Below are 3,627 nucleotides of genomic sequence, written 5' to 3' on the forward strand. Positions count from 1 at the left end.
GTTAGCCAGCCTGAGAAATCATATGTTTATGCCGACGCAGCGATCATGAAAGGACATACCCACCGCCACGCGCATGCATGACGCGGCATAATCGGGGAGTCGGCATAACGTCATTCATGCCGCTAGCGGCATGAATGACGTTGTTGGATGTGGCTTGAGTTGACGAAAGCCGATTGTCACATAACGGCGTAAATGTTCACACCGAGAATAGCAATGATATCCATCGCAGCCTTGATGATTTTAGACAGATTTGCCTAAATTGCCATTGACGGGCGCGTAGCTATCACCGGATGGTGCTGTTGTCGGAAATTATCATTCCGGTTTCCGCACCGCCGCTTCACTGAACCTCGATGCGATCGCGAGGGAACACGTGTCTCTCCGACTGAGCTGCGGAGATGGAGTAGAGCACGAGCTAGACGCAATGCGTTCAGCGCAAGACGGGTTGATCAAGGAGTTGACGTCGCAGCTAGCGTCGACGCCGGGCGGCGTTGACCAGCGCATGGATTGTGCTTCGCGTCATAAGAAGGATGCTACTTACGTCAACATCCGGTGATTGTTTTTGCAAAATTCCCTATTTTATGTTCATTCTTTTTGGAGAATTAAACTAAGAGCGACATTATCTCGGCTGTCATATTCAAATATTTTCGACGAGAACATCCTTCGGCAGGAAAAATCAACCAGCCGCGTTGATGAATTGTGATGTTACCCGCAATGGCATTTGATGTGTCTTCTCGAAAATAGGCAGGGCATAAATTTGGGGTACTTTAGTCGATGGCAGTCGCACAGGCATCGGTGGGCGTCGCCATAGCATGCCCGACAAGCGGGATAATTTTCAGGCCAGCAGAGGCAATGCGACAGGGCGCCGCAACGGCCCCGCAGCCGTTCAGGGTGACGATAAGGGGCAGGAGGAGGGGAAGCAGTTTCATTGTGTAGTCACGTTAATCTATGAAAGGGAAATCGCGCTCAGATCATGTAACACGGCATTTGAAGGCAAGTTGCCGGCGGTAGCGATGTTCTTGCGGCGACGTATACCTGCTTGAAGTAGAACCAGATGGTCTTTGCTAATTCACTGTCCCTTGCGGCCGGCAAGCTGCCTGAGGCGCGATGAGTCACTGTGGGTCGTCGGGTTTCGATTGGGCCGGATCGCGAGTTTTCGGGAGCAGGTAGGCGGCACGGTCTTGATCGCGATCGAAGAACAGATACCGGGCAAGTTCAGGGCAGGTTCGGCCGAACTGCACGAGATACGCTATATGCCACGCCATCATCAGAAACAATGCCAATGCGAGCCATTCGATCGTGGCCAATGGAGACGCCTCCAAGTTGCGGTCACTCGACTTTGTTGCTGCGAAAGATTTGGCGCGCCGCCATCGCCTTGCCACCCGTGGTGTGCTTGGGCACGCTGGCCATATGGTCGGCGATCATTCTTTCCGTCGAAAGCCTCGCTCGCCTGCTGTACCATTTTTCCTTTTACAGCGTCGGCGTTGTTTCTTCGGCAAACCTGCCGAAATAACACGCGATTGGCCGAAATCCCGTGGATGTTGGTCGTCGGGCAATGGCAGAGGTGTGTGCCATCCTCTGTTTGTCGCCTTGCAATTACCCACTTCTTTTTAGCGCGAAACCTGGTATCCTGGCGTACGTCATATCCCGTGTTCGAGCGAGATGGGCGGCAAGCAACGGAAAGAGGAGCGGGCGTGGTTCGATCTGGAAGTCCAGGGAAGCGATTTCCAGGACACTAGGTTGCGTCGGCGCTTCGCTATCCTGCTCGAGAAGCTTTGGGCCGGTACGGGGCAGACTATCCCGTTCGCGTGTCAGGACTGGGCGTCGACGAACGCTGCGTACAGGTTTCTGTCAAACGATCGCGTCAGCGAACACGATATCCTGAGCGGACACTTCCAGGCGAGCGCTGAACGTGTGAGAGCCACCGATGGGCCAGTGCTCATCCTGCAGGACACGACCACGTTCTCGTACCAGCGGGAGCGTCCTGAACTCATCGGCTACACCGGCAAGACAACCCTGCGAACGGGAAAGAATGGGACGGGTCCGCGCCAGCCACTCACGCAAAGCGGCATCCTGATGCATTCGAACCTCGCCGTCAGCGCCGATGGATTGCCACCTGGCCTGACGGCGGTGAAGTTCTGGATGGGAAAGCAGTTCAAGGGGGCTTCGGAGCTTAAGCGCGGAAAAGGAAAGCTGGCGCTGGATTGAGAACATGCGCCAGTCGACTCGGCTTCTCGACGATCCTGTGCGCTGCATTCACGTCGGTGACCGGGAAAGCGATATTTACGAGCTGTTCTGTACCGCATACGATCTTTGCACCCACTTTCTCGTGCGCACCTGCGTCGACAGGCTCGCGGGAGAGAGACAGCACACGATCTCGAAAGCCATGCAGCTGGTTCAGGTCAAGGGGCTCCATCGAGTCGAGCTTCGCGACGCCAAGGGCCGTCCGATGACCGCGACACTTGAACTGCGCTATCAGGAAATGACCGTCCTGCCGCCCATCGGCAAGCAAAGCCGCTACCCTGAGCTGCAGCTGACAGTCCTTCACGCACAGGAGCGCAATGCGCCGCCCGGGTGCGCTCCTGTCGAATGGATGCTGCTCACCAAGCTGCCGGTCCGCTCTCGTGCAGAGGCAATCGAAAAGCTCGACTGGTACGCAATGCGCTGGAAAATCGAAACCTTCTACAAGATCCTGAAAACGGGTTGCCTACAACACATATCTGTTATCGACGGATCTCGATTCATCTTCTCCGGCGTCACGGCGGGGCTCCGATGCGCTGTAGCCTCTGACGCAGGTGAACAAATCAGATAGCGCTCGCTGCAAACCGGTCGGATCCCGAATATACAACGCTGTAGATTTGCGTTCCCAGTTTCGTGGTCGTGCAGAGGAACGGACTGAAGTGTCGGATGCGAGATGCGGCTGCGCCGGCCATTCAGTCTCGCTTGCTGTCACGCAAGGCGCCGCCGGCTGTTCGTGCAGTTGTCACGAGAGCATGATCGTGGTCTGGGGGGCTGTTGCTCCCTCGGGACTACGCGGTCGCAGAAGGTCTGCTAGGAAGGCGTTGCGCGGAGGGCGAGGCAATTTTCGCGTCAGCAGTCGTGCCCGCGAACTGCAAACTGTAAAGTGGGTTATCCAATACCTACTTTTTTGGAACATCATGACCAAAGTTGACCTCAATCAGCCTCACAACACTGTGGACGTGCTCCAGGACCCACCGTCCACTTCTGCTCCCGGAGCAGCCGCGGGAAGCAATACTGATAAGGCACATCCATACGCGCAGCAGTTGGAGGCACTCAATGTGATAACAGATCCGCGTACGGTTTCCTCCCAGAAAGCATCTTCGGACACTGCGGGAAGAGCGTTGGAACGACTCAAAGCAATGGGGCAATCGGGGGGGGGCGCAGTGCCCGGACCTGCCGCGAAGGCTTTTAAGAAGGCTTCTTGGGAAGATTGCCGGATGTCGAGCAGGAGCAAATTTGAACGGCTAGCCAAAAAGAAGATGAGCGATGAGGAATTCTGAGCTATTGTCGGATCTGGTGTATGGGGTTGAGGCGGGGAATTGAGAAGGCGGTGGCGGTTGGCTGAGAATGTTGCTTGTCGAGAGTAACAACCAGCTAACCGGAATCCAC

The 3,627-nt window shown here is 55.7% G+C and carries 5 protein-coding genes; 3 read left to right on the forward strand and 2 right to left on the reverse strand.

What is annotated here, in order from left to right; all coding sequences use genetic code 11:
• Positions 1 to 764: 764 nt before the first annotated feature.
• Positions 765 to 926 carry a DUF6726 family protein gene (locus tag HV796_RS45765; protein ID WP_343053088.1) on the reverse strand — a complete coding sequence of 54 codons (162 nt, stop codon included), beginning with the start codon at positions 924 to 926 and terminating at the stop codon, positions 765 to 767.
• 183 nt (positions 927 to 1,109) lie between these two features.
• Entirely contained in the window at positions 1,110 to 1,304 is a 195-nt protein-coding gene (locus HV796_RS40725) for an IS4 family transposase (protein ID WP_175233345.1), read from the reverse strand.
• On the opposite strand from HV796_RS40725, the gene HV796_RS40730 reads away from it, so the two are divergent.
• From HV796_RS40730 to HV796_RS40740, 3 genes are all read left to right on the forward strand, one after another.
• On the forward strand, positions 1,304 to 1,510 hold the full coding sequence (locus tag HV796_RS40730; protein WP_175233346.1) for a hypothetical protein: 207 nt from the start codon (positions 1,304 to 1,306) through the stop codon (positions 1,508 to 1,510). The genes HV796_RS40725 and HV796_RS40730 overlap by 1 nt on opposite strands.
• Positions 1,511 to 1,659: 149 nt before the next feature.
• Positions 1,660 to 2,205, forward strand: coding sequence for an IS4/Tn5 family transposase DNA-binding protein (locus tag HV796_RS40735; protein WP_175233347.1), 546 nt, complete (start codon positions 1,660 to 1,662; stop codon positions 2,203 to 2,205).
• Positions 2,206 to 2,209: 4 nt separating this feature from the next.
• Positions 2,210 to 2,809, forward strand: a complete 600-nt coding sequence (locus HV796_RS40740; RefSeq protein WP_175233348.1) for a hypothetical protein — start codon at positions 2,210 to 2,212, stop codon at positions 2,807 to 2,809.
• The last annotated feature ends 818 nt before the right edge of the window (positions 2,810 to 3,627 follow it).

This window comes from Paraburkholderia humisilvae, from assembly GCF_902859855.1.
Taxonomy (GTDB): domain Bacteria; phylum Pseudomonadota; class Gammaproteobacteria; order Burkholderiales; family Burkholderiaceae; genus Paraburkholderia; species Paraburkholderia humisilvae.

What these genes read in the sequence shown, in the direction of transcription:
- HV796_RS45765 (WP_343053088.1), bottom strand. Translation starts at nt 926, where the DNA reads ATGAAACTGCTTCCCCTCCTCCTGCCCCTTATCGTCACCCTGAACGGC.
- HV796_RS40730 (WP_175233346.1), top strand. Translation starts at nt 1,304, where the DNA reads ATGGAGACGCCTCCAAGTTGCGGTCACTCGACTTTGTTGCTGCGAAAG.
- HV796_RS40735 (WP_175233347.1), top strand. Translation starts at nt 1,660, where the DNA reads ATGGGCGGCAAGCAACGGAAAGAGGAGCGGGCGTGGTTCGATCTGGAA.
- HV796_RS40740 (WP_175233348.1), top strand. Translation starts at nt 2,210, where the DNA reads ATGCGCCAGTCGACTCGGCTTCTCGACGATCCTGTGCGCTGCATTCAC.